The organism is Paenibacillus sp. B01, from assembly GCF_009649995.1.
GTDB classification, from domain to species: Bacteria; Bacillota; Bacilli; order Paenibacillales; family Paenibacillaceae; genus Paenibacillus_O; species Paenibacillus_O pasadenensis.
This window is the reverse complement of the sequence record NZ_CP045802.1, coordinates 4,161,653-4,185,273: the sequence shown is the minus strand read 5'-3', so window position 1 is coordinate 4,185,273 and position 23,621 is coordinate 4,161,653. Positions and strand designations below refer to the sequence as shown.

At 66.9% G+C, this 23,621-nt stretch carries 20 protein-coding genes; all 20 read left to right on the top strand.

What is annotated here, in order from left to right; translation table 11 throughout:
• Positions 1-29 precede the first annotated feature (29 nt).
• The 20 genes from GE073_RS17970 (at position 30) to GE073_RS17875 (ending at position 23,504) form a co-directional block, all read left to right on the top strand.
• A complete protein-coding gene (locus GE073_RS17970) occupies positions 30-704 on the top strand; it encodes a precorrin-2 dehydrogenase/sirohydrochlorin ferrochelatase family protein (RefSeq protein WP_052332942.1) in 675 nt (224 codons plus the stop codon).
• A 12-nt stretch (positions 705-716) separates the two neighbouring features.
• On the top strand, positions 717-1,679 hold the full coding sequence (gene hemC / locus GE073_RS17965; RefSeq protein WP_028597490.1) for a hydroxymethylbilane synthase: 963 nt from the start codon (positions 717-719) through the stop codon (positions 1,677-1,679).
• A gap of 1 nt (position 1,680) precedes the next feature.
• Positions 1,681-3,258, top strand: a complete 1,578-nt coding sequence (gene cobA / locus GE073_RS17960) for a uroporphyrinogen-III C-methyltransferase (protein ID WP_043110894.1) — start codon at positions 1,681-1,683, stop codon at positions 3,256-3,258.
• A gap of 123 nt (positions 3,259-3,381) precedes the next feature.
• The gene (hemB, locus tag GE073_RS17955) at positions 3,382-4,383 is read left to right on the top strand and encodes a porphobilinogen synthase (protein WP_028597491.1); all 1,002 of its coding nucleotides are present in this window, start codon (positions 3,382-3,384) and stop codon (positions 4,381-4,383) included.
• Entirely contained in the window at positions 4,380-5,699 is a 1,320-nt protein-coding gene (gene hemL, locus GE073_RS17950) for a glutamate-1-semialdehyde 2,1-aminomutase (protein WP_028597492.1), read from the top strand. The genes hemB and hemL overlap by 4 nt, the downstream gene beginning before the upstream one ends.
• A gap of 3 nt (positions 5,700-5,702) precedes the next feature.
• A complete protein-coding gene (locus tag GE073_RS17945; protein WP_052332943.1) occupies positions 5,703-6,950 on the top strand; it encodes an RluA family pseudouridine synthase in 1,248 nt (415 codons plus the stop codon).
• Positions 6,951-7,119: 169 nt separating this feature from the next.
• Entirely contained in the window at positions 7,120-8,631 is a 1,512-nt protein-coding gene (locus GE073_RS17940; protein ID WP_028597493.1) for a LysM peptidoglycan-binding domain-containing protein, read from the top strand.
• A 542-nt stretch (positions 8,632-9,173) separates the two neighbouring features.
• Positions 9,174-11,834 (top strand): valine--tRNA ligase, encoded by a 2,661-nt coding sequence (locus GE073_RS17935; RefSeq protein ID WP_028597494.1) that lies wholly within the window; start codon positions 9,174-9,176, stop codon positions 11,832-11,834.
• On the top strand, positions 11,834-13,204 hold the full coding sequence (locus GE073_RS17930) for a bifunctional folylpolyglutamate synthase/dihydrofolate synthase (RefSeq protein WP_028597495.1): 1,371 nt from the start codon (positions 11,834-11,836) through the stop codon (positions 13,202-13,204). Before GE073_RS17935 ends, GE073_RS17930 begins: the two co-directional genes overlap by 1 nt.
• Before the next feature lie 5 nt (positions 13,205-13,209).
• Complete coding sequence (murC, locus tag GE073_RS17925; protein ID WP_028597496.1) at positions 13,210-14,622, top strand: UDP-N-acetylmuramate--L-alanine ligase; 1,413 nt, start codon at positions 13,210-13,212, stop codon at positions 14,620-14,622.
• A gap of 222 nt (positions 14,623-14,844) precedes the next feature.
• A complete protein-coding gene (locus GE073_RS17920; protein ID WP_101807931.1) occupies positions 14,845-16,377 on the top strand; it encodes an SPOR domain-containing protein in 1,533 nt (510 codons plus the stop codon).
• Positions 16,378-16,449: 72 nt separating this feature from the next.
• Positions 16,450-16,692, top strand: coding sequence for a DUF4321 domain-containing protein (locus GE073_RS17915; protein ID WP_028597498.1), 243 nt, complete (start codon positions 16,450-16,452; stop codon positions 16,690-16,692).
• A gap of 38 nt (positions 16,693-16,730) precedes the next feature.
• On the top strand, positions 16,731-17,504 hold the full coding sequence (locus GE073_RS17910; protein ID WP_101807930.1) for a Maf family protein: 774 nt from the start codon (positions 16,731-16,733) through the stop codon (positions 17,502-17,504).
• Positions 17,505-17,666: 162 nt separating this feature from the next.
• Positions 17,667-18,353 carry a RadC family protein gene (radC, locus tag GE073_RS17905; RefSeq protein WP_028597500.1) on the top strand — a complete coding sequence of 229 codons (687 nt, stop codon included), beginning with the start codon at positions 17,667-17,669 and terminating at the stop codon, positions 18,351-18,353.
• A gap of 42 nt (positions 18,354-18,395) precedes the next feature.
• Positions 18,396-19,421: a rod shape-determining protein gene (locus GE073_RS17900; protein ID WP_028597501.1), complete on the top strand. Its 1,026-nt coding sequence runs from the start codon at positions 18,396-18,398 to the stop codon at positions 19,419-19,421.
• 77 nt (positions 19,422-19,498) lie between these two features.
• Positions 19,499-20,317, top strand: coding sequence for a rod shape-determining protein MreC (gene mreC, locus GE073_RS17895; RefSeq protein ID WP_240478927.1), 819 nt, complete (start codon positions 19,499-19,501; stop codon positions 20,315-20,317).
• Complete coding sequence (gene mreD, locus GE073_RS17890; protein ID WP_043110895.1) at positions 20,314-20,835, top strand: rod shape-determining protein MreD; 522 nt, start codon at positions 20,314-20,316, stop codon at positions 20,833-20,835. Before mreC ends, mreD begins: the two co-directional genes overlap by 4 nt.
• A 59-nt stretch (positions 20,836-20,894) precedes the next feature.
• Entirely contained in the window at positions 20,895-21,557 is a 663-nt protein-coding gene (locus tag GE073_RS17885) for a septum site-determining protein MinC (RefSeq protein ID WP_028597504.1), read from the top strand.
• Positions 21,558-21,560: 3 nt separating this feature from the next.
• Complete coding sequence (gene minD, locus GE073_RS17880; RefSeq protein ID WP_028597505.1) at positions 21,561-22,352, top strand: septum site-determining protein MinD; 792 nt, start codon at positions 21,561-21,563, stop codon at positions 22,350-22,352.
• Positions 22,353-22,358: 6 nt separating this feature from the next.
• The gene (locus GE073_RS17875) at positions 22,359-23,504 is read left to right on the top strand and encodes an FtsW/RodA/SpoVE family cell cycle protein (protein WP_101807929.1); all 1,146 of its coding nucleotides are present in this window, start codon (positions 22,359-22,361) and stop codon (positions 23,502-23,504) included.
• Positions 23,505-23,621 lie beyond the last annotated feature (117 nt).

Genomic DNA, 23,621 nt, shown 5'->3' with positions numbered 1-23,621 from the left:
ACCGGCCGACCCCGAGGAGGCTCCCTGGGATGACCGCATACCCCGCCATGCTGCGGCTGTCCGGCCGCCGCTGCCTGATCGTCGGCGGCGGCCCGGTCGCTCAAAGAAAAGCCGCCGGACTGCTCGCCGGCGGCGCCGACCGGCTGGAGCTGGTCGGCCTCTCCTTTACGCCCGGCTTGCTGGAGCTGGCCGGTCAGGGGCGGCTTCAGCTCCATGCGCGCGAATATCGCAGCTCGGATCTAGACGGGGCTTTCCTCGTCGTCGCGGCAACGGACGATCCTGCGCTCAACGCGCGAATCGGACGCGAGGCCGAGCGGCAGGGCCGGCTGTTCAACGATGCTTCCGGCTCGTGGCCAAGCAGCTTCGAGACGGCCGCGGCGGTCCGCGACGGAGCGGTTTTGCTCGCGGTGCATGCCGGCGGCGAGGCGCCGGCGCTGGCCGCCGTGCTGCATTCCGAGCTGGAGCGGCGGTACGGCGGCGGGCGTTACGCCGAGGCGGCGCGCCGCATGGGCGAGCTGCGGCGGCGATTGCTGGAGCAGGAGCCGGATGCCGACGTCCGCCGGGAGCGGCTGCGGCGCGAGGCTGTCCGCCTGGCCGCCTGGGCTGCCGGCGAGCACGGGCCTGGCGGCAGTGCCGACGGACGCGAGGAGGCGCCCGGGGCGAAGCGGACGGAGGGCAAGGACGACAGGCAGCAGTCTACATAAGGAGGAACTCCCATGCAGCAACTATCCAGAGAAGCGCGGACGATCGTCGTCGGCACGCGCCAGAGCGCGCTGGCGCTGACCCAGACGGGCCATGTCATCGAGGCGCTCCGCCAGATCAGCGAAGCCCGCGGCTTCGGCTACGAATTCGAGATCCGCAAGATCGTCACCAAAGGCGACCGCATCCTTGACGTCACCTTGTCCAAGGTGGGCGGCAAAGGGCTGTTCGTGAAGGAGATCGAGCAGGCGCTGCTGGACGGAGAGATCGACCTGGCCGTCCACAGCATGAAGGACATGCCGTCCGAATTGCCGGAAGGGCTCATGAACGGAGCGGTGCCAAAGCGCGTCGATCCGCGCGACTGCGTCATTACCCGCGGCGGCGTCCCGCTGTCGGAGCTTCCTCGCGGAGCTGCGATCGGCACGAGCAGCCTGCGCCGCGCGAGCCAGCTCAAGGCGTACCGGCCCGACTTCGAGATCCGCTCGATCCGGGGCAACATCGACTCGCGCATCCGCAAGCTGGAGACCGACGGACTGGATGCGATCGTGCTGGCGACGGCGGGCCTGCTGCGCATGGGCTGGGAAGACCGCATCAGCTCTCCCGTCGATCCCGACATCTGCCTGCCGGCCGTCGGCCAGGGAGCGCTCGGCATCGAGTGCCGCGAGAGCGACGCCGGCGTGCGCGAGCTGCTCGCGCTGCTTGACGATGCCGATACGGCGCTGGCGGTCGCGGCCGAGCGCACGTTCCTCGGCGCGCTGAACGGCGGCTGCCAGATTCCGATCGGCGCCCATGCCGTCATCACGAGCCGTACGGAGCAAGGACCGGAGCTGACGCTGACCGGCATGGTCGGCTCGGCGGACGGCGCGACGATCCTCAAGGAGATCCGCAAGGGCACGGATCCGCAGGCGCTCGGCCTCGAGGTGGCGCAGGCGTTGCGCGACCAGGGCGCGGACCGCATTCTCGCGGAGCTCGGAAGCTGACATGACCGCCAAGGGGATCGTTTATCTGGTGGGCGCCGGGCCGGGAGACCCGAAGCTCATCACCGTGCGGGGGCTGGAGCTGCTCTCGCGCAGCGACGTCGTCGTTTATGACCGGCTGGCCAGCCCGCGCCTGCTGCGCCAGCTGAAGCCCGGCGCCGAGACCATCTATGTCGGCAAGCTGCCGGATCGCCACACGATGAAGCAGGAGGAGATCAACCGCCTGCTCGTCGACCTCGCCCTCCAAGGCAAGACCGTCACCCGGCTCAAGGGCGGCGACCCGACGATTTTCGGCCGCGTCGGCGAGGAGGCGGGGCTGCTCGCCGAGCACGGCATCGAGTTCGAGATCGTGCCGGGCATCACGTCGGCGATCGCAGTCCCTGCGTATGCCGGCATTCCGGTGACGCATCGCGACCACGCGTCCTCGTTTTCCGTCATCACGGGCCACGAGAGCCCCGACAAGCTTGACCAGTCGATCGACTGGGAAAAGGTGACGAACGCCACCGGCACGCTGTTGTTCCTGATGGGCGTGGCCAAGATCGGCTACATCGCCGCGCAGCTGATCAAGCATGGCCGTCCGGACTCGACGCCGGTCGCGCTCGTCCGCTGGGGCACGCGGCCGGAGCAGCGGACGCTGACCGGCACGCTCGGCGATATCGAGGCCAAGGTCGAGGAGGCCGGCTTCAAGCCGCCGGCCGTCATCGTCGTCGGCGAGGTCGTCCGCCAGCGGGAGGCGCTGCAGTGGTACGAGCGCAAGCCGCTGTTCGGCTGCCGCGTGCTCGTCACCCGCGCGCGCGAGCAGGCGAGCGGTCTGTCCGAGCTCATCGAAGAGATGGGCGGGGAGCCGTGCGAGTATCCCGTCATCGAGACGGTGCCGGTCGAAGGAGCGGCTGCGGACGCGGAGCTCGCGGCCGCGCTGGACGCCGCCGCGACGTACGATTGGCTGTTTTTCACGAGCGTCAACGGCGTGGAGCATTTCTTCCGCCGTCTGCGCGGCGCCGGAGGCGACATCCGCCGGTTCCATCGGGCGCGCATCGCCGCCGTCGGGCCTAAGACCAAGTCGGTGCTCGAAGCCCGCGGCCTGCAGGCCGAGGCGCTGCCGATGGAGTTCCAGGCCGAGGGCATGCTGGACCATCTGTCCGGCCTGATCGAGGCCGGGCAGCGCGCTCTGGTCGTGCGCGGAACGCTGGCGCGCGATACGCTGCCGCTCGACCTGGAGCGCCGCGGCTTGCTGACCGATCGGCTTACCGTTTACGATACGGTGCTGCCCGAGCGGCAGGACGAGTACGCGCTCGAATGCCTGCGCGACGGCCGCGTGCAGGCGGTCACGTTCACGAGCTCGTCGACCGTAACCAATCTGCTGACGATGCTGCGCCGCGCCGGCGAGGACGATCCGCTGCGGCTGCTGGCCGGCTGCGAGATCGCCTGCATCGGGCCGGTGACGGCCCGCTCCGCCCGCGAGGCGGGACTTGAGCCGACCGTGCTGCCCGAGGCGGCGACGATCGAGTCGCTCGCAACCGCGCTCGCCGCCAGGATGGCGGAGCGGCGTCTGTCCGCGTCTGCCGGCGATGCGCCGGCCTAAGCGTCTTGCCCGAGCGGCGGCGGCATCCGGCCCCGCCGCTCCTGCGTTTCTTCTCGTTTTTTCAAATCGCATCACCAGACCGTACGACCGAATGAACGAATTCTAAAGGAGGCCCATCCCGCCATGACCCATCCCATAGTCCGACACCGCCGCCTGCGCCGCACATCCGCGCTGCGCTCGATGGTCCGCGAGACGCTGCTGACGCCAAGCGACTTCATCTATCCGGTGTACGTCGTGCACGGCGAGAACAAGGTGGAGGAGATCTCCTCCATGCCGGGCGTATTCCGCTATTCGCTGGACCGCCTGGAGGCGGAGATCCGCGACATCGCAGCGCATGGCATTCCGTCGATCATGCTGTTCGGCATCCCGGAGAGCAAGGATGAAGCCGGCAGCTCGGCCTACGACGCGAACGGCATCGTGCAGCAAGCGACGCGCCTCATCAAGCAGTGGGCGCCGGAGCTGGTCGTCATGGCCGATACCTGCCTCTGCCAATTCACCGATCACGGACACTGCGGCGTCGTGCATCAGCATCCGCGCACGGGCGAGGTCGAGGTGGACAACGATCCGTCGCTCGAGCTGCTTGTGCGCGCGGCCGTCTCCCAAGCGGAGGCGGGAGCGGACGTGATCGCTCCTTCCAACATGATGGACGGCTTCGTCGGCGCGATCCGAGCCGGCCTCGACGAGGCGGGCCATGCCGACATCCCGATTCTTTCCTACTCGGTCAAGTACGCCTCGGCCTACTACGGACCGTTCCGCGAAGCGGCGAATTCGGCGCCTCAGTACGGCGACCGCAAGGCGTACCAGATGGACCCGGCGAACATCCGCGAGGCGCTGCGCGAGGCGGATACGGACGTGGCGGAAGGCGCGGACATGCTGATGGTCAAGCCGGCGCTCGCCTATCTCGACGTCGTGCGCGCGCTCAAGGAGAACTTCGACCTGCCGCTCGTCGCCTACAACGTCAGCGGCGAGTATGCGATGGTCAAGGCCGCGGCCGCGAACGGCTGGGTCGACGAGCGCAAGATCGTGCTGGAGACGCTGCTCGGCATGAAGCGGGCCGGAGCCGATCTCATCATTACGTACCACGCGAAGGACGCGGCCCGGTGGCTGAAGGAGGAGCAGGCATGACAAGCGGACAAGAGCAGGCAGGCGGATTCGGAAGGAAGGACGACACGCGCTCGCGCGCGGCATTCGAGGAAGCGAAGCGCTTCATCCCGGGGGGCGTCAACAGCCCCGTGCGCGCGTTCAAGTCGGTCGGGCTGACGCCGGCCTACATGGAGCGCGGCGAAGGCGCGGTCGTCTACGATCTCGACGGCAACAAGTACATCGACTACATCGGCTCCTGGGGGCCGCTCATCCTCGGCCACGCGCATCCCGAGGTGATTGAGGCGATCAAGTCCACGGCGGAGAAAGGCACGAGCTTCGGCGCGCCGACGCTGCTGGAGACGGAGATGGCCAAGCTGGTGTGCGAGCGCGTGCCTTCCTGCGACATCGTGCGCATGGTCAACAGCGGCACCGAGGCGACGATGAGCGCGCTGCGCCTCGCCCGCGGCTATACGGGCCGCAGCAAGATCCTCAAGTTCGAGGGCTCGTACCACGGCCATGCGGACAGCCTGCTCATCAAGGCCGGATCGGGCGTCGCGACGCTCGGCCTGCCGGACAGCCCGGGCGTGCCGGAGTCGACCGCCTCGCATACGATCACCGTTCCCTACAACGACCTCGCGTCCGTCCGTCTCGCCTTCGAGAAGTTCGGCGAGGAGATCGCCTGCGTCATCGTCGAGCCGATCGCCGGCAACATGGGCGTCGTGCCTCCGCTGCCGGGCTTCCTGCAAGGGCTGCGCGACGTGACGAGCGAATACGGCAGCCTGCTCATCTTCGACGAGGTGATGACCGGCTTCCGCGTCCACTACAACTGCGCGCAAGGGCTGTACGGCATCACCCCGGACCTGACCTGCCTCGGCAAAGTCATCGGCGGCGGCCTGCCGGTCGGCGCCTACGGCGGACGCCGCGACCTCATGGAGCGGATGGCTCCGGCGGGGCCGATCTATCAGGCCGGCACGCTGTCGGGCAATCCGCTGGCGATGGCGGCGGGCTTCACGACGCTCAGCCTGCTGACGCCGCAAACCTACGAGCAGCTCGAGCGGCTGTCGCTGCGGCTGCAGGCGGGCTTCGAGGACAACGCCCGCGAGGCCGGCGTGCCGGTGACGATCAACCGCGTCGGCTCGATGGTAGGCCCGTTCTTCAACGAGCGGCATGTCGTCAACTTCGAGACGGCGCAGGCGAGCGACCTCGGCCGCTTCCGCGCCTACTTCGGCTCGATGCTCGAGCTCGGCGTGAGCGTCGCCCCGTCGCCGTTCGAAGGCATGTTCGTCTCCGCGGCGCATACGCCGGAGCTGATCGACCGCACGATCGAAGCGAACCGCGAAGCGCTGCGGCGGCTGTAAGCGATGGATCCGTCCGCGAGGGAGGCTGCGGCGGCCGGTTCGCGGCCTGACGCGCCTGAGGCGCCGAAGGCGAGTCCGCAGAGCTCCGCGCTGCTGCTGGACGCGGCGGAGCGGAGCGGCGAATGGCTGCGCGTGCCGCTCGGGCCGGGAGCGGAGCAGGCGAGGCTGAAGGCAGGCTCGCATCCCCATGAGGCGAGGCTGCGCTTGTTGGAGCTGAACCTGTTTCCGGCGAAATGGCTCGGGCTGCTGCTGTCCACCGGCGGCATCCGCTGGAGCGGGGCGGCCGGCGCACGAAGCGAGGCGAGGAGCGGCAGCGGCGGGCCGGAAGGCGGGCTAGGCGCTGCTGAGGGCGGCTTGCCGGCGCTGGAGCTGCGGGCGTTCCCGGCGGCGGATGTCCTGGCTTCGCCGGAGCAGCGCGCGGCTCGAGAGCGGCTGGCCGGCTGGGGCGGCCGCTACCCGGACAGCTGGCCGCAGCCGCTGTACGAGGATGACTGGTGCCTCGTCCTGGACAAGCGGGCCGGCCTGCCGGTGCACGGCAGCGGCGCCGCGCCGTCCGCATCGCCCCGAGTGAGCGACGGACGGACGCAGAGCCGCTTCCGCGGCGCGGAGCGGACCGGGAAACAAGGCGGTCCGGCGTCCGGATTCGAGGAAAGCGTCGGCTCGCCTGCTACGCTCGACGAGGCGGCGCTCTGCCGCTGCTTGAGCCTGGGCGACCCGCTGCCGGTCCGCCATGTCCACCGTCTCGACGACGACACATCCGGTCCAGTGCTCTACGCCAAAAACGATCTCGCCCAGCAGACGCTCGACGCCGCCATGCGCGAAAAAGCGATCCGCCGCGTCTATTGGGCGATCGTCCGCGGAGTCCCGCGCCGCCGCGAGGGCGTCGTCGACGCTCCGATCGGCCGCGACCGCCATCACGGCGCGCGCCGCCGCGTCTCGCCGACCGGCGACCATGCGCTTACCCGATACCGGGTGCTGGAGGCGTTCGGCGGCGAGGCGTCGCTGCTCGAGCTGGAGCTGGAGACCGGCCGTACGCATCAAATTCGGGTGCATATGAGCCATATCGGGCATCCGCTGCTCGGCGATGTCCTGTACGGCGGGGCTTCGCCGCTGCTGGGCCGCCAGGCGCTGCATGGCCGGCGGCTCGAGTTCCGGCATCCGTGGAGCGGACGCGAGCTGGCCGTCGACGATCCGCTGCCGGCGGATCTGGAGGCGCTGCTGGAGCGGCTGCGGCGGACAGCCGGGCGCTGAGCCGGCGGCGCGCCTGTCTTTTCGGCGCGAATCGCGCATCCAGCCGCCGAGCGGGCCGAAACAGGCGCGCGTCCGGTCAAAGTAGTCATGCTCCCGACTCCCTGCCCATATAGATGGTAAGGAGCAAATCGCATGCCCAAGCACCATCATGGGGAAGGGAGGCTTTAGCGTGAGCGAACAATCGCAAGGACTGCGCTTCGACGTCTACGAGCGGGTGCATCTGCCCGAAGAGGTCGCGGCCATCGAGGAGCTGGAGGAAATCGAGCTCGTCCCCCGCATCCAAGTCATCCAGCAGGGGGAGCAGGCCATTCTGAGGGGAAGGCTGCTGCTGAACGGCGTGTATCGGAGCGCGGACCGCTCCGGGGCCGCGCAGACGATGGAGCATCAGATTCCGGTCGAGATTACGCTGCCGATGAACCGGATCGAGAGCCTGGAGGACATTTCGGTCGAGATCGACAACTTCGATGTCGATCTGCTGTCCTCGCGGACGCTGAACATCACCGGCGTGCTGTCTTTGAGCGGCATCCGCGTCGAGGCGGCGGCAGACGACGGCGCGCAGTGGCAGGAGGAGCCTTATACGGTCGTGCATCGCGCGCCGGCTTCGGCCCAGGCGACCGGCGATATTTCGCCGGGCCGCTATCTGGAGCTGGAGGAGGAGGGGCAGGAGGCTTCGTTCGAAGAGGACGAGACGGCGGCCGTCGCGGAGTACCGGGACGATGGACGTCGAGAAGCCGCGTCGGTCGCGCAAAGCCGGGAAGAGGCGGCTTTCCGCTCCTATGAGCGGGAGGAGGACCAATGCCCTCCGGAGGCGGCGGATTCCGCGCAGCCTGCAGCCCACTCGTCCGCTTACTCGGGCTTCGAGCAGCCGTCCGCGGCCGGGCCGGATTCGTCCGGGCAGACGTCAGGCTGGACGCAGCTCGGCGCCTGGAGGCAGGAGCCGGAGCCGTCCGGCGGCAGCGAGGCGGAGGAGGACGCCTCCTTCTCGTTCGCGCCGCCGCAGGCGGAATTTCCGCCGCCGGCCGCGGCGCCCCGCTCGGCCTCGTCCGACGAGGCGGAGGCCGACCGCAGCGGCGCCTTCAGCTCCCTGCGGTCCATCGCCTCGGGCGAGAGGACGGCCGAGCCGGCGGAGGAAGCGGAGCCGGCTGCCGTGCTGTACGGCCGGCCGCAAGCCGAGCCGGCCGCCGATACGGCGGAGCCGCCGGTGCGGGAAGCGGCCTCGCCGCCGGAAGCCGCCTCTGCGCCGGAAGCCGCGGCTTCCGCCTCCGCCTTTGGCGAAGCCGACGTTCAAGCGGCCGAAGCCGAGCCGGAGCGCCAGGAGCTGCGAGTCGCCTTCGGCGCGAAGCGCAGCGCCGCGGCCGCCCCGGACAGCGGCGAGGAAGGGCTGACGTCGCTCATCGGCTCGAGCCGGCGCGAGCGCGAGCAGCGCCAAGCGTCGGAGCGCAGCCGCCAGCAGGAGGCTCCGGCGGCTCCGCCTTCGGAGGAGGTCGAGTGGCAGTCGCTGTTCCTCAGCCGCACGGTGGAGGAGCAGCCGTTCCGCAAGGTGCGGATCTGCATCGTGCAGCGCGAGGAGACGCTCGACACGATCGCCGACCGCTACCAGCTGCAGGCGCGGGAGATCGCGCTCCACAACCGCCTCGCCGATCAGGGCGTGGCCGAAGGGCAAGTGCTCTACATTCCTTGACGGCCTCGCCCGAGCTGCGCCGGCCCTCGCCGCAACGGCTCCGGGCCGACCGCTCCGGCGTCCGCCGTCCCAGGCCGCTGCCCATCCGATGCGCTTCCCGCTCCGGCAGGAAGCGCCTTTTTCATTTTGGGCGGAAGCCTAGGCGAGTTGACTATGCCTCTCAACAACGGTAAACTGGAAGGGATATTCAAAGCATCATTCCATTCAACGACGAGGATGGGGAAGAGTGCGCCGTGCGCCTACAGAGAGCAGACCGCAGCTGGTGGAAGGTCTGCAGGCCGCAGAAGCGTGACAGGTCGCCCCGGAGTCGCGGACCGCATTCTGCCAGCATGCCCTCAGGGCCGCTGCAGGAGCAGCTCCGCCGGCCGCAGCCGTTATCCTGCTCCAAGTGCCGTCCATGGACTCGAGGTCCCGGGCGGAATGAAGGTGGTACCGCGGAAGCTGAAGTCTTTCGTCCTTTGCGTTCAAGGGGCGGAAGGCTTTTTTTGTCGGTCAGCCGCCTTTTTTTAAACTCCATCAACCAAACGAGGGTGAACTTGCCAATGTCAGAGCAGCAGCATACAACCGAAATGCCGACGACCTACGATCCCCGCAGCGCCGAGCAGAACAGCACCGAGCTATGGAGCAAGGGCGGCTTCTTCAAGGCCGGCCGCGTGCCGGAAGCGAAGCCGTACACGATCGTCATCCCGCCGCCGAACGTCACGGGCATGCTCCATATCGGCCATGCGCTCGACTTCACGCTGCAGGACATCATGATTCGCACGAAGCGGATGCAGGGCTTCGACGCCCTTTGGCTGCCGGGCACCGACCATGCCGGCATCGCCACGCAGACGCGCGTGGAGCAGAAGCTCCGCGAGAGCGGCAAGACGCGCCACGACCTCGGCCGCGAGAAGTTCCTGGAGCAAGTGTGGGAATGGAAGGACACCTATGCCGGCACGATCCGCAGCCAGTGGGGCAAGATGGGCTTGTCGCTCGACTACTCCCGCGAGCGCTTCACGCTCGACGAGGGGCTGTCCAAGGCCGTGCGCGAGGTGTTCGTCCGCCTCTATGAAAAAGGGCTGATCTACCGCGGCGCGAAGATCATCAACTGGGACCCGGCCGCCCGCACGGCGCTGTCGGACATCGAGGTCGAGTACAAGGAAGTGCAGGGGAGCCTGTACCACCTGCAGTACCCGCTCGAGGACGGCAGCGGCCATGTGACTGTGGCGACGACCCGTCCGGAGACGATGCTCGGCGACACCGCCGTCGCCGTCCACCCGGAGGACGAGCGCTACCGGGCTCTCGTCGGCAAAAATCTCGTGCTGCCGGTCATCGGCCGCCTCATCCCGATCGTCGCCGACGAGTACGTCGAGAAGGACTTCGGCTCCGGCGCCGTCAAGATCACCCCGGCCCATGACCCGAACGACTTCGAGGTCGGCCAGCGCCATGACCTGCCGCAGATCATCGTCATGGACGAGAGCGGCGTCATGAACGCCGAAGCCGGTCCTTACCAGGGACTCGACCGCGCGGAGGCGCGCAAGAAGCTTGTCGCCGACCTGAAGGAATCCGGCGTGCTCGTCCGCATCGAGGACCACGTGCATCAGGTAGGCCACAGCGAGCGCAGCGGCGCCGTCGTCGAGCCGTACCTGTCCACGCAGTGGTTCGTGGCGATGAAGCCGCTGGCCGACCGCGCGATCGAGGCGCAGAAGTCGGGCGCCGGCGTGAACTTCGTGCCGGAGCGCTTCGAGAAGACGTACCTCAATTGGATCGAGAACGTGCGCGACTGGTGCATCTCCCGCCAGCTCTGGTGGGGCCACCGCATCCCGGCCTGGTACTGCGACGCCTGCGGCACGATCCATGTCTCCGCGGACGACATCGGCTCCTGCCCGGACTGCGGCGGCGAGCTGCGCCAGGACAACGACGTGCTCGACACGTGGTTCAGCTCCGCGCTGTGGCCGTTCTCGACGCTCGGCTGGCCGGACGAGGAGAGCGCCGACTTCAAGCGGTACTACCCGAACGACCTGCTCGTGACGGGCTACGACATCATCTACTTCTGGGTGGCGCGCATGATCTTCACCGCCCTCGAGTTCACGGACCGGATTCCGTTCAAGGACGTGCTCATGCACGGCCTCGTGCGCGACGCCGACGGCAAGAAGATGTCCAAGTCGCTCGGCAACGGCGTCGACCCGCTCGACATCATCGAGCAGTACGGCGCGGACGCGATGCGCTTCATGCTGTCGACCGGCAGCACGCCGGGACAGGACCTGCGCTTCCGCATCGAGAAGGTCGAGCAGGCGCGCAACTTCGCCAACAAGATCTGGAACGCCTCGCGCTTTGCGCTCATGAACCTGGAGGGCTTCCGCTACGAGGACATCGACCTCGGCGGCAAGCTCGGCACGGCCGACCGCTGGATCCTGCACCGCCTGAACGAGACGGCGCGCGACGTGACGCGCCTCATCGACGCCTACGACTTCGGCGAGACGGGACGGCTGCTGTACAACTTCATCTGGGACGATCTGTGCGACTGGTACATCGAGGTATCCAAGCTCAGCCTGTACGGCACCGACGCCGAGGCCAAAAAGGCGACGCAATCCGTGCTCGCCTACGTGCTCGACCGCACCCAGCGCCTGATCCACCCGTTCATGCCGTTCATCTCCGAGGAGATCTGGCAGCATCTGCCTCATGAGGGCGAGAGCATTTCGATCGCCGCCTGGCCGCAGTACGACGCCGCCTTCGAGGCGCCGGACGCCGTGCGCGAGATGGAGCTGCTCATGAGCGCGATCCGCGCCGTGCGCAACATCCGCGCCGAGGTGAACGTGCCGATGAGCAAGAAGATCGAGCTGCAGATCAAGCCGAGCTCGGATGCCGAGCTCGCGATCCTGCAGGCCAACGAGGAGCTGCTGCGCCGCTTCGCGGGCACGTCGTCGCTGACGATCGACGCCGCCCTGTCCGCGCCGGACAAGGCGATGACGGCGGTCGTGACGGGCGCCGAGCTGATTCTGCCGCTCGCCGGCCTGATCGACATCGAGCAGGAGATCGCGCGCCTGCGCAAGGAAGCCGCCACGCTGCGCTCCGAGGTGGAGCGCGTCGACAAGAAGCTGTCCAACGAAGGCTTCGTCGCCAAGGCTCCGGCCAAGGTCATCGACGAGGAGAAGGCCAAGCGGACAGACTACCAGGCCAAGCTCGACAAGGTATTGGCCCGGATCGAGGAGCTGCAGGGCTGATGGACAACGAACAGCGGCAGTTCGCCGGGATGGCGTCGTACGAGGAAGCGCGCGAATGGATCGAGGGGCTCGTCAGCTTCGGCGTCCGCCCGGGCCTCGACCGGATGCGGATCATGATGGAGCGGCTCGGCCATCCGGAGCGCCGCCTTCGCTTCATCCATGTCGCGGGCACGAACGGCAAGGGCTCCGTCTGCGCGTACTTGACGGAGGTGCTCGTGCGCGGCGGCTATGACACGGGGACGTACACATCCCCTTATATCACGAAGTTCACCAACCGGTTCCGCTACAACGGCCAGGACATCGAGGAGGAGACGCTGCTGCGGCTCGCCAACGAGCTGCGGCCGCTCGTCGAGGAGATCGCCGAGACCGAGCACGGCTCTCCGACGATGTTCGAGGTGTCCACGGCGCTGGCGATCCTCTACTTCGCCCGCGTCACGTATCCGGACTATGTCGTCTGGGAAACGGGCCTCGGCGGCCGGCTCGACGTGACGAACATCGTCACGCCGGTGATCTCGATCATCACCAACGTCGGCCACGACCATATGGACGTGCTTGGCGACACGATAACGGACATCGCCCGCGAGAAGGCGGGCATCATCAAGCCGGGCGTGCCGGTCGTCAGCACGGTCGAGAACGAGGAGGCGCTCGCGGTCATCCGCGAGGCGGCCCGCTCGTCCAAGTCGACGCTGTATCAGCTCGGCGAGCAGTTCGAGGAGACGGCGATCGAGGCGACGGAGTCGGGACAGAGCTTCGGCTTCAAAGGGCCGTTCCGGTCGATGTCCCGGCTGGAGCTGACGCTCGCCGGCGCGCATCAGCGCAAAAACGCCGCCGCTGCCGTCATGGCGCTGGAGGTGCTGCGCCAGTACAACGCGCTGCTCGTCGACGACGAGCAGCTGCTGGAGGGACTGCGCTCGGCGCAGTGGCCGGGCCGGCTCGAGATGGTGCGCCGGGAGCCGCGGCTGCTGCTCGACGGCGCGCACAATCCGGAGGGCGCCGAGTCGCTCGCGGCCGCGCTGCGGGAGCTGCACGGAGGCGAGCGCATCCATGTCATGATCGGAATGCTCGGCAACAAGAATCACCGCGGAGTGCTTCGGCATATACTCCCTATAGCGGACACACTTGTCGTTACGCAGCCCGCTTTCCGCAAGGCGCTGCCGGCCGAGGAGCTGGCGGAAGTCGCGCGGGAGCAGGCCCGCGAGATGGGCGTCTCGCCCGAGATCGTCGCCGAGCCCCGGTGGCCGGACGCGCTGGAGCGGCTGGAGCGCGCCGCCGCCGGCGGCGGCCTGCCCGTCGTCACCGGCACGCTCTATCTCATTGCCGATGTCCGCGCCTTCGTGCTCGGACTGCCGGATTCTGAAAAAGGTTGGTGACCGTCATGACGACGACAGCAGAACACGTTCATTTTATCGGGATAGGCGGATACGGCATGAGCGCGATCGCGCGCGTCATGCTGGAAATGGGCTATAAAGTGACGGGCTCGGACGTCGCGCGGGCGGAGCTGACCGAAAAGCTGGCCAAAAAAGGCGCGGAAATCCATATCGGGCATGACGCGAGCCATGTGCGCGGCGCCGATCTCGTCGTCTACAGCACGGCGCTGTCCAAGGACAACGTCGAGCGCAGGGCGGCCGAGGAGCTGAAAATTCCGGTGCTGCACCGCAGCCAGATGCTCGCCCGCCTCATGAACGCAGGCAAGGGCATCGCCGTCGCGGGCGCGCACGGCAAGACGACTACCTCGTCGATGATCGCGCTCGTCATGGAAAGCTGCGGCGCCGATCCGACCTACATCATCGGCGGCGAGATCGTCAATGTCGGCACGAACGCCAAGGCCGGCAAGGGCGAATACGTCGTGGCGGAGGCGGACGAGAGCGACGGCTCCTTCCTGCACTACCATCCGGCGATCGCCGTCGTCACCAATATCGAGCCCGACCATCTCGAAAACTATGACGGCGACTTCGAGAACCTGAAGTCGGCCTACGTGCAGTTCTTCTCGCAGGTCAAGGAGGACGGGCGCGCCGTCGTCTGCATCGACGACCCGATCGTGCGCGAGCTGCTGCCGCGGGCGGCGGGCGCGCTGCCGGCGGAGCGCATCGTCACGTACGGCATCGACAGCGCCGACGCCGAGTACAGCGCCTCGAGCCTCGTGCTCGGCGACCGCAAGGTGACGTTCACGCTGTCGCGGCGCGGCCAGGAGCTCGGCGTCGTGCAGCTGTCCGTGCCGGGCCGCCACAACGTGTACAACGCGGTCGCGACGCTCATCACATGCATGGAGGCGGGCGTGCCGTTCGGAGCGGCCGCCGCAGCGATCAAGGACTTCATCGGCGCCAAGCGCCGCTTCCAGGTGCTCGGCGAGGTGAACGACATCCTTGTCATCGACGACTACGCGCATCATCCGACGGAGATCCAGGCGACGATCAGCGCCGCCAAGGCGACCGGCAAGCGCATCGTCGCGGTGTTCCAGCCACAGCGCTACACGCGCACGTTTTTCCTGCTGGAGCCGTTCAGCCGCGCGTTCGCCGAGGCGGACGAGGTCATCATCACCGACATCTACTCGCCGGCCGGCGAGAAGGAGATCGAAGGCGTCAACTCGCGCCGCCTCGTGGAGCTGATCGTCAAGAACAGCAACGCGAATACCTTCTACCTGCCGACCAAGGAAGAGGTGCAGGCCGAGCTGGCTACGCGCCTCGCCCCGGGCGACCTCGTGCTGACGATGGGAGCCGGCGACATCTGGAAGGCCGGCGACGCGCTCGTCGGGCTGCTGCGCCAGCGGTTCGAGCCGGCGGGCGAATAAGGGCTTTGCGGGATGGAAGCATCCTGCCATAGGCAAGAGACGAAGCGGAGGGCGGATGCCCTCCGCTTTTTGTCGCGTCCGCGGCGGGCGCGGACCGAGAACCGGGTCAGAAGCGCGGCTGGCTCTCCGCGCCTTTCGCTTGCCCTCTTTCTATCGGTCATAATCGAGCCGCTAGTCTCATAGAGTAGAGCAGAGTCCACCACAGGGAGGAGAAAAACGATCATGACGAAGGTTCGAGTCACGTATCGTCCGGATGGCAGCGGCAGGCTCGTGCAGGAGGGACGCGCGGCGTCCGGCCTGCCGCGCTCCGGCAGCGAGCCGCGCTCCGGCCTCCGCTCCGCCGTCGGCATGGACGCTGCGGCGGGGATGGGGGAGAGGGCCGAGCTGGTGTTCGCGGAGTCGTATTCGCCTTGGATCAGTCCGTTTCAGGACAAGCCGATCTGGGAGACGGCTCCGGACCTGCTGCGGGCGGGACAAGCCGAGGGCGATGCCGCCGAAGAGCCGGCTTGGTCGGCTTGGCCGGGCGAGTCGCCGGAGCCGGGCTTCGAGGCTGCGCCGCCTCCCGCCGCGCCGGGAACAGCCGATCCGGAATCGGATCATCCGGCATGGTCCGGGAACAGCGGCCGCAGCCAGGCAGGCAAGGCGGATCGGGTCGAGCCGGACGGTGCGGAAGAGCCGGAAGATTCGGAAGAGCCGGGCGAGTGGCCTTGGGCCGCCGCGCCGGCTTCCGGCGGCCGGGCCGTTCAGAGCGGAGCCGCCGCCTATGAGGTCGGCTACGACGAGCCGGAGGCGTGGCCGGCCGGGCCGATCGTCGAGCCGGACGCCGCGCGTCCGGCTCGCGCGGGGGGGATCGGCGCCCGGATGAAGCGCGCCTCCGGGACGGGAGGCGGAGCGGGACCGTCCTGGCTGGCGGTGCTGCTGTCCATCGGCGGAGCGATCGCGACGGGAGCCGTGCTCGGCTACATGACGCTGACGCTGTTCGCCGGGCAAGGCCTGCTGCCGGCGCGGGAAGGACAAGCGGCCGATGCGTCCGCTGCCGCCGAGGGAGGGCTGGCCGAGCCGGCGGCTTCCTCTGCTCCGGCCTCTGCGCCGGCGGCGGAAGCCGCGCAGGGAGCGGCGAAGGTCCAAAGCGTGGCGGCCGGTTGGCCGGAGCGGACCTACCAGCTGCTTCAGTACGGCGTATTTTCTTCCAAGGGAAGCGCCGAAGCGGCCGCCGCGGAGTTGAAAAAAGCCGGCTTGGCCGCAGCGCTGCGCCACGACGGCGATTATCGCGTCTACGCGGGCGTCGCTTCGAGCCGCGGACAGGCGGAGAAGCTGGCCGCCGGCATGACGGGCACCGAGGTGTATCTCAAGGAGATGAAGCTGCCGAGCGTGTCGGAGATGGCCTTCGCGGGCACGGCCGAGCAGCTGAAAGCTTATGACGTGGGCGCGGCGGAATTGATCGGCGACTTGGCCGGGCAGACGTCGGCGCTGCTGGCGGGAGACGCCGCGGGCATGGACGCCGCGAGCCGCGCCGCCTGGGCCGAGCGGCTGGACGGCTGGCTGAAGGATGCCGCAGCCGCCGAGCCGGCTTGGTCCGGCAAGGCGGCGCAGGAGGCGGCGGGAGCGCTGGCCGACGCGCTGCGGCAAGCCGGCGCGAAGCTGACGGCGTACGGCGAATCGCCGCAGGCGGAGCGCCTTTGGGCGGTGCAGGCGGAGCTGACGGCTGCCGCGCTGGCCCAGCTGCAGCTTCGGGAAGCCGCGGTCGCGGGCTGAGGTCCGTTGCTCCTTCGGTCCGCTTCCCTTATAATGGGACGAGAATTCGGACCGGGAGAGGGCGCGGACGCGATGAAGAAAAACGGATGGACGCTGCTGTTGTTCGGCGCGCTCGGCCTGCTCGCCGGGGCGCTTGCCGACCGGTGGCTCAAGCAAGTTCCGGCGCTGGCGCAGCTGACGCGCTCCGCCGAGCTGAACTGGAGGCCCGCCGCCGACCTCGGCGTGCTCCGCTACGAGCTTGATCTGACGCTCAATTTCAGCGTCGTCAGCCTCGCCTGCCTCGTGCTGGCGTTTCTGCTCTACCGCAAGCTGTAGCGGGCGCTCGACTAGCCAAGATGGAGGAGTTCAGACGTATGAATGAAGACAACCTGCCGCAGCGGCTCGTGCTCGCCTCGTCCTCGCCGCGGAGGCGGGAGCTGGCGGCCGCGCTGCGGCTGCCGATTCCGCTCGAGGTGCTGGCGACGGATGCGGACGAGTCGGTCGCGCCGGAGCTGCGGCCTCATGAGATCGTCGCGGAGCTGGCTCTGCGCAAGGCTAAGGCCGCCGCGCTCAGGATCGAGGAGGCCTCTGGAGCGGAGGGCGGCCGCGCGCTCGTGCTTGGCGGCGACACGATCGTCGTGCTGGACGGCGAGGTGCTCGGCAAGCCGGCCGACGCCGAGGATGCGCGCCGCACGCTGCGCCGGCTGAGCGGCCGCGTCCATGAGGTGTACAGCGGCGTCGCGCTGCTGGCGGCAGGCGAACCCGTCGCGGGCGGCGCGGCGACGCTGCCGCCGGCCTTTCCGCCGGCCGGAGCGGACCCGTCGCAAGCGTCCGGCGCCGTCTGGGGCGATCGGCAGCGGCTCGGCGACATCGGCGCTTACCGCGTGGCGGCGCCAGGCGGGACGGCTTTCGCGGCCTGCGGCTATACGCGCAGCGCCGTCCGCTTCCGCGAGCTCGACGACGCGCAGATCGCCGCCTACGTGGCGACCGGCGATCCGCTCGACAAGGCGGGCAGCTACGGCATCCAAGGGCTCGGCAGCGTGCTGGTCGAGCAGATCGAAGGCGATTTTTACAGCATCATGGGCTTGCCGCTGAATCTGCTTTACGAGCTGCTGCGGCGATTCGGACTTGATCCGCTGCGAAGCTGAAGCCAAGCTTTTTTCGTCCACCTCCGTCCGGGGGTGGACTTTTTTGATGCTTCGCTCGTCAAGGAAGAGATGAAGATCGAAATTCCTCGAAAAGAGGAGGAGATAATGCCGGAAATCAATGGTAAACTAGAGGAAACCTAGCGCAAAGGCGGTCGTCGAACGATGTCGGATTCCGTTTCTCTCAAACAATGGCCGGAGGAGGAGCGTCCGCGGGAGCGGATGCTGCAGCATGGAGCGGAAGCGCTCAGCCATGCTGAGCTGCTCGCCATCCTGCTGCGGACAGGCTCCTCCAGCGAGACGGCGGTGCATCTGGCTGCCCGCATCCTGCAGCAGTCCGGCAGCTTGCGCGGGCTCGTGGACATGGGCCACGGCGATCTGACCCGCATCAAGGGCATCGGTCCGGCCAAGGCGCTGCAGATCCGCGCGGGCATCGAGCTCGGACGCCGGCTGGCGCGCAGCCGCCGCGAGGAGACGGTCGCCGTGCGCCGTCCCGAGGACGCCGCCGACTATTTGATGGAAGACCTTCGCTATCTCCAGGTGGAGCATTTCGTCTGCCTGTTCCTGAATACGAAAAACCACATCGTCGCCCGCGAGACGCTGTCCGTCGGCACTCTCAACGCCTCGCTCGTGCATCCGCGCGAGGTGTTCCGAGCGGCGATCCGTCACGGCAGCGCCTCGCTCATCTGCGCCCACAACCATCCGAGCGGCGATCCGACGCCGAGCGCGGAGGACCGGGCGCTGACGGCGCGCCTGCAGGAGGCCGGACAGCTGGTCGGCATCGAGGTGCTGGATCATATTGTCATCGGCGATGGACGCTTTATCAGTTTGAAGGAACGAGGCCTCATGTAATATAATGAATAGGATTGCCGCATTTTAGAAGGGAGTAGTACGATGTTCGGAGTTTCAAAAGATTTGGGGATTGACCTCGGCACAGCCAATACGCTGGTCTATGTAAGAGGAAAAGGAATCGCCGTCAGGGAGCCGTCCGTGGTCGCCCTTCGTACCGATACAAAAACGATTGAAGCCGTCGGCGAGCACGCCAAGAAGATGATCGGCCGCACGCCGGGCAACATCCGCGCCATCCGTCCGATGAAGGACGGCGTCATTGCCGACTTCGAGACGACGGCTACGATGATCAAATACTTCATCCGCCAGGCGCAGAAGCAGCGCTCGCTGTTCCCGCGCCATCCCAACGTGATGGTATGCGTCCCTTCCGGCATCACGTCGGTCGAAAAGCGCGCCGTCGAGGACGCGACGCGCCAGGCCGGCGCGCGCGACGCCTATACGATCGAGGAGCCTTTCGCCGCTGCGATCGGCGCTGACCTGCCCGTATGGGAGCCGACCGGCAGCATGGTCGTCGACATCGGCGGCGGCACGACCGAGGTGGCGGTCATCTCGCTCGGCGGCATCGTCACGAGCCGTTCCGTCCGCATCGCGGGCGATGAGATGGACGAGGCGATCATCCAGTACATCAAGCGCCTGTACAACCTGATGATCGGCGAGCGCACGTCCGAGCAGCTCAAGATGGAGATCGGCTCGGCGATGCCGCTGGAGCAGCCGGTGACGATGGAGATCCGCGGCCGCGATCTCGTGACGGGCCTGCCCAAGACGCTGTCGATCACGTCCGAGGAGATTACCGAGGCGCTCGCCGATACCGTATCGGCGATCGTCGACGCGGTCAAGATTACGCTGGAGAAGTGCCCGCCGGAGCTGTCCGCGGACATCATGGACCGCGGCATCGTGCTGACCGGAGGCGGAGCCCTGCTGCGCAACCTGGACAAGCTGCTCTCGCGGGAGACCGGCATGCCGGTCATCGTCGCGGAGAACCCGCTGGACTGCGTCGCGATCGGGACGGGCCGCGCGCTGGAGAACATTCATCTTTTCAAGAACAAAGGCGGCTCGCGGTCGAAGAGGTAAGGCGCGAGCGGAGCTGAATAAGACGGGCGGGTGGACCCATGTTTAAGCATTTGCGGAACAGGCGGCTCTTCGTCCTCATGGTCAGCTTCATTCTCTTCATCGCGGTCATCGGCTTCTCCATCAGCTCCAAGGCGGGGCTGACGACGCCGGAGAAGTTCCTGCGCGATACGACCGGATACGTGCAGCAATGGTTCTACAAGCCCGCTGGCTACATAGCGGGCTTGTTCCAGGCTGTCGGCGATCTGCGCAAGGTGTACGAAGAGAATGACCGGCTGCGCATGACGGCAGCGGCCTACGCGCGCGACAAGGTGGAGTACAACGCGATCCGGCAGGAGAACGAGCGCCTGCAGGAAAAGCTCAAGTTCACCGAGGAGCAGAAGAAGATCTACGATTACAACTATCTGATCGCCCAGGTCGTGGCGGTGAGCCCGGACGCCTACAACCGGACGCTGACGATCAACCTCGGCGCCCGCGAGGGCATCCGCGAGCGGATGGCCGTCATTTCCGAAAAGGGCATGATCGGCTACGTAAGCAAGGTGTCGGAGTTGACGTCGACCGTCATGCCGATCACGAGCCTCAACTCGGAGGAGTCCGGCATCTCGGCGACCGTGCTCGGCAAGCAGAATCAGTCGTTCGGCATCCTGTCCGGCTATAATTCGGAGTCGCAGCGGATCCTCATGACCAAGATCGCCGCGGACGATCCGATCAAGAAGGACGACATCGTCATCACCTCGGGGCTCGGCAACGTGTTCCCGCGGGGGATGGTCATCGGCACGGTCGAGAGCATCCAGGACAGCGACATCGGCCTGACGCGCATCGCGAGCATCAAGCTGTCGGCGGACTTCGACCATCTGAGCGAAGTGTTTGTCGTGCAGACATCGGGGACTGCCGAATGAAGATGCAGAGCATGGTGCTGCTGACCTTCCTCGCATTCCTCGTGCAGACGAGCCTGTTTCCGTGGCTCGTGCCGTCTGCCTTTTCCGATCGGCTGCTGCCGCATTTCACGTTTGTCCTTATCCTATATGCCGCGCTTTATCGCAGCCGCCATGCGGCGCTTCTGCTCGGCGCGGGCTTCGGCCTGCTGCAGGATATCGTGTTCCGCGGCCATCTGCTGGGGCTGCATGCCTATGCGATGGGGCTGATCGCCTACTTGATCGGCCTGCTGCTCGGAGGACGCCGGCTCACGATGCTGTCGGCGCTGGCGGTCGTCGCGATCGGCTCGCTGCTGTACGATATCGCGGTCTATTACGTCTACGACGTATTCCGCTTTACGGCGGAGCCGCTCGCCTGGGCGCTGCAGCATCATATTTTCCCGAGCCTGTTCCTGCAGCTGGCATTCGCGCTCGCCGTCTACATCCCGATCCGACGGGCATTCGAAGGCAATCCGCGCGCCAAGCCGACGGCTTCCGCTTGACTGGCCGAGCAGGAATCGGCCGGCTTCGGGACGAATGATATCGTCAAGGAGGGACCGACGTGACCGACAAACCGCATATTACGATTAAAGGAGTCAAGGACGGTCTCATCTTCCTCTTTGACGATAGTTGCGATTTCGCCGAGCTCATGGACGAGCTTCGGTTCAAGCTCGAAAAATCCCACCAGCAGCTCCTGTCGGGGCCGCTGGTTCACGTTCATGTGAAGCTCGGCTCGCGGCCGGCTTCCGAGGAAGACAAGGAGCAGATCCGCAGCGTCATCCGCCAGCGGGGCAATCTGCTCGTCCAGACGATCGAATCGGAGGCGCCCCGGCCGGACCCGGCAGGCGCCTCGGAGGCGTTCAAGCTGATGACCGGCACGATCCGCTCCGGCCAGACGGTCGAGCATGACGGCAGCCTGCTGCTGCTCGGCGATCTCAATCCCGGGGGAGCGCTCCGCTGCACCGGCGACATCTACGTGCTGGGCGCGCTGCGCGGGATGGCCCATGCGGGGACGGAAGGACGGACCGACGTCATCATCGCCGCCTCGCAGCTGCGTCCGACGCAGCTGCGGATTTCCGACGTCATCAGCCGGCCGCCGGAGGAGTGGATGAGCGCCGACGCCTCGATGGAGTACGCCTATCTGGAGGACGGGCGGATGCAGATCGACAAGATGAACCAGCTCGTGCGCATGCGCAAGGAGCCGATGCTGTTCAAAGGGGTGTAGAGCATGGGAGAAGCAATCGTCATCACATCAGGCAAAGGCGGCGTCGGCAAGACGACGACCTCCGCCAATCTGGGCACCGCCCTGGCTCTGCTGGGCAAAAAGGTCGCGATGGTCGACACGGATATCGGGCTGCGCAATCTCGATGTCGTCATGGGGCTGGAGAACCGCATCATCTATGACCTGGTCGACGTGGCGGAAGGGAGGGTGCGGCTGCAGCAGGCGCTCGTGAAGGACAAGCGCTTCGACGACCTGAGCATGCTGCCCGCCGCCCAGACGAAGGACAAGTCGGCCGTGACGCCGGAGCAGGTGCGGGACATCGTGCTGGAGCTCAAGAAGGAATACGATTATGTCATCATCGACTGCCCGGCGGGCATCGAGCAGGGCTTCCGCAACGCGATCGCCGGAGCCGATCGCGCGATCGTCGTGACGACGCCCGAAAATGCCGCCGTACGCGACGCCGACCGCGTCATCGGGCTGCTGGAGCAGTCCCAGGTGCCGGCCAAGCTGGTCATCAACCGCATCAAGCATGCGATGGTGAAAAGCGGCGACATGCTCGACATCGACGACATCTGCCAGGTGCTGGCGATCGATCTGCTCGGCGTCGTCCCGGATGACGAGCGCGTCATCAAGGCCGCCAACTCCGGCGAGCCGACGGTCATGGACCCGACGAGCAAGGCGGCGATCGCCTATCGCAACATCGCGCGCCGCATCCTCGGCGATATGGTGCCGCTCATGCCGCTCGACGACAAGCCCGGACGCTTCCGTAAGCTGCGCAAGTTTTTAGGGATTGGATGATTTGAAGTGATCAACAAGCTCAAAAAAATGGACGTCGGCATCCTCACGCTGCTCGTCTGCTTCATGGCGATCAGCGCGATCCTGCTTTACAGCGTCGGGAACGCGGACGCGAGCTATGCCAGCCATTACAAAAAGACGCTGGTGTTTTATGCTCTTGGATTCATCGTCCTTTTCGTAACGACGCTGGTCGACTATCGGCTCGTCCTCAAGGCATGGCCGGTCATCTACGGGGTCGGCGTCATCCTGCTCGTCGCCGTCAAGTTCGCCGGAGCGAAGCTCAACGGCGCCTCCGGCTGGTTCACGATCGGCGAGCTGAGCTTCCAGCCGGCCGAGGCGGGCAAGATCGTGCTCATCATCGCCGTCGCCTACCTGATGGGGCGCAGGCAAGGGGAGAAGCTGCAGGTCATGCGCGACCTGATGCCGATCGCGGCCGTGGCCGGACTGCCTTTCCTGCTCGTCGTCATCCAGCCGGATCTCGGCAACGCCATCATCTACCTCGTCATCCTGCTCGGCATGCTCTGGATCGGCAACGTCAAGTACACGCATGTGCTGCTCGGGCTGGCCGTCGTCGTCGGCACGCTGACGCTGTTCGTGACGCTGTTCACGACCTACAACGACCAGATCAAGGAGTACGCCAAGAAGCATGACGTCACGCACTGGTACGAGCGGATCAACACGTTCGTCGATCCCGACAACGCCGACCCGGACGCCAAGTACCAGTCCCGCAACGCCCGCATCGCCGTCGGCAGCGGCGGCCTGACCGGCGATGGCTTCCTTCAGGGCGACTCCAAGAAGCGCGGCGTCGTGCCGTATACGTACTCCGACTCGATCTTTGTCGTCGTCGGCGAGGAGTTCGGCTTCCAGGGCTCGGCGGTGCTGCTGCTGCTGTATTTCCTGCTCATCTACCGGATGATCATGATCGCCTTCCAATGCTATGATTTGCGAGGGGCGTTCATCATCATCGGCATCGCCTCGATGTACGTGTTCCAGGTGTTCCAGAACGTCGGGATGATGATCGGCATCATGCCGATCACCGGCATCACGCTGCCGTTCGTCAGCTATGGCGGCACGTCGCTGCTGCTCAACATGCTGTGCGTGGGGCTGGTGTTCAGCATCCGCGCGCATCAGGAGCGGTACCAGCTGGAGAACTGACGGAGGCGGGCTGGAGAGAGAATTTTCCATTATGAGGCGGACGGACGGTATACAGAAGATCGTTTTCGGGTATAATAGACGTATCTGAGGGATACGCAACCAATAGCGAGACAACAA

Coding starts and splice junctions, on each gene's coding strand:
- minD (WP_028597505.1), top strand. CDS start 21,561: ATGGGAGAAGCAATCGTCATCACATCAGGCAAAGGCGGCGTCGGCAAG.
- hemC (WP_028597490.1), top strand. CDS start 717: ATGCAGCAACTATCCAGAGAAGCGCGGACGATCGTCGTCGGCACGCGC.
- hemB (WP_028597491.1), top strand. CDS start 3,382: ATGACCCATCCCATAGTCCGACACCGCCGCCTGCGCCGCACATCCGCG.
- GE073_RS17920 (WP_101807931.1), top strand. CDS start 14,845: ATGACGAAGGTTCGAGTCACGTATCGTCCGGATGGCAGCGGCAGGCTC.
- GE073_RS17900 (WP_028597501.1), top strand. CDS start 18,396: ATGTTCGGAGTTTCAAAAGATTTGGGGATTGACCTCGGCACAGCCAAT.
- murC (WP_028597496.1), top strand. CDS start 13,210: ATGACGACGACAGCAGAACACGTTCATTTTATCGGGATAGGCGGATAC.
- mreD (WP_043110895.1), top strand. CDS start 20,314: ATGAAGATGCAGAGCATGGTGCTGCTGACCTTCCTCGCATTCCTCGTG.
- cobA (WP_043110894.1), top strand. CDS start 1,681: ATGACCGCCAAGGGGATCGTTTATCTGGTGGGCGCCGGGCCGGGAGAC.
- GE073_RS17935 (WP_028597494.1), top strand. CDS start 9,174: ATGTCAGAGCAGCAGCATACAACCGAAATGCCGACGACCTACGATCCC.
- mreC (WP_240478927.1), top strand. CDS start 19,499: ATGGTCAGCTTCATTCTCTTCATCGCGGTCATCGGCTTCTCCATCAGC.
- hemL (WP_028597492.1), top strand. CDS start 4,380: ATGACAAGCGGACAAGAGCAGGCAGGCGGATTCGGAAGGAAGGACGAC.
- GE073_RS17915 (WP_028597498.1), top strand. CDS start 16,450: ATGAAGAAAAACGGATGGACGCTGCTGTTGTTCGGCGCGCTCGGCCTG.
- GE073_RS17970 (WP_052332942.1), top strand. CDS start 30: ATGACCGCATACCCCGCCATGCTGCGGCTGTCCGGCCGCCGCTGCCTG.
- GE073_RS17945 (WP_052332943.1), top strand. CDS start 5,703: ATGGATCCGTCCGCGAGGGAGGCTGCGGCGGCCGGTTCGCGGCCTGAC.
- GE073_RS17910 (WP_101807930.1), top strand. CDS start 16,731: ATGAATGAAGACAACCTGCCGCAGCGGCTCGTGCTCGCCTCGTCCTCG.
- radC (WP_028597500.1), top strand. CDS start 17,667: ATGTCGGATTCCGTTTCTCTCAAACAATGGCCGGAGGAGGAGCGTCCG.
- GE073_RS17930 (WP_028597495.1), top strand. CDS start 11,834: ATGGACAACGAACAGCGGCAGTTCGCCGGGATGGCGTCGTACGAGGAA.